The sequence below is a fragment of the Acidocella aquatica genome (assembly GCF_030160635.1).
GTDB classification, from domain to species: Bacteria; Pseudomonadota; Alphaproteobacteria; order Acetobacterales; family Acetobacteraceae; genus Acidocella; species Acidocella aquatica.
This window is the reverse complement of record NZ_BSOS01000034.1, coordinates 1-1,042: the sequence shown is the minus strand read 5'-3', so window position 1 is coordinate 1,042 and position 1,042 is coordinate 1. Positions and strand designations below refer to the sequence as shown.

Below are 1,042 nucleotides of genomic sequence, written 5' to 3'. Positions count from 1 at the left end.
ATGTCCTGTCTGCGGCGCGGCCGAACTGATCCACGACACCCGCGACCTGCCTTACACCTACAAGGGCGAGACGACCGTCATTCCTGCGGTGACGGGAGATTTTTGCCCGGCCTGCGCTGAGTCGATCCTGGGGGCTGCGGAATCGGATCGGGTCATGCGCGAGATGCGGGCGTTTTCTAGGGAGGTCAACGCGGCCATTGTCGATCCGAACTTCATCGCCGCGGTGCGCAAGAAGCTGGCACTTGATCAGCGCGAGGCGGCTGAAATCTTCGGAGGCGGGGTCAATGCATTCTCCCGTTATGAGAACGGCAAAACCAAGCCGCCCTTGGCGCTGGTGAAGCTGCTCAAGGTGCTGGAGCGACATCCCGATCTGTTGAACGAGATCCGCACCGCCTGATGAGCGGCGCAGGTCCCTCACAAACCTAGTACCTCGTCACAGTGGTTTTGACGGGTTGAAGATGGCCCGGCTGTAGTGGTGGCAGCGCCATTGGGTCGACGAGCAGGCTGATGCTGCGCGCACGGCTTGGTTCGCGTCGAATGAGTCCTGCGCGTTCGAGCGAAAGCACCATGTCGTGCACGGCGGGTGGGGTTACACGGAAGTGGCGTTGCAGATCGGCTTCCGCCCAGATACCCTCCCGCTGATCGGCAACGACCTTTTCTACCTCAGCAAGTCTCGAAAACAACTTGAGCACCAGATCCCGAAGCTGGCTCGACGATAGCTCATCAAAATTGTCCGGATGGCTCACAGAGAACTTGAATCGGAACAAACCGCGTCGGCGCAACTAAAAAATCGTTTTCGCCCCCGGTTTTGCCGGTATTGTTAGCGGCGCTCGGGAATCGCGTTTAAATGGTGCTGTTCTGATTTCGTTGACGACGCTTTGCCTTGCCGATGCATCGAGGTGGGTGTGGCGGTTGTTCGGGCATTGGCAGGCATGATGTCTGACGGCTCTGGGCCGCTGCGCTAGCGCTCAGAAGTGGCGGTCGGAGGGAAGTATGTCTTGATCGCCGCTGGTGGTGGATCCTTGTTGTTCCTTGAGTAGGT

General features: G+C 59.0%; 2 protein-coding genes. One reads left to right on the top strand and one right to left on the bottom strand.

The genetic code is table 11. The annotated features are described in order from the left end of the window. The coding region (locus tag QQJ84_RS07160; RefSeq protein ID WP_284257445.1) for a type II toxin-antitoxin system MqsA family antitoxin at positions 1-397 on the top strand (397 nt) is incomplete at its 5' end. A gap of 25 nt (positions 398-422) precedes the next feature. Here the strand turns inward: QQJ84_RS07160 and QQJ84_RS07155 are convergent. Continuing rightward, the gene (locus tag QQJ84_RS07155; RefSeq protein WP_284257444.1) at positions 423-767 is read right to left on the bottom strand and encodes a helix-turn-helix domain-containing protein; all 345 of its coding nucleotides are present in this window, start codon (positions 765-767) and stop codon (positions 423-425) included. Between the last annotated feature and the right edge of the window lie 275 nt (positions 768-1,042).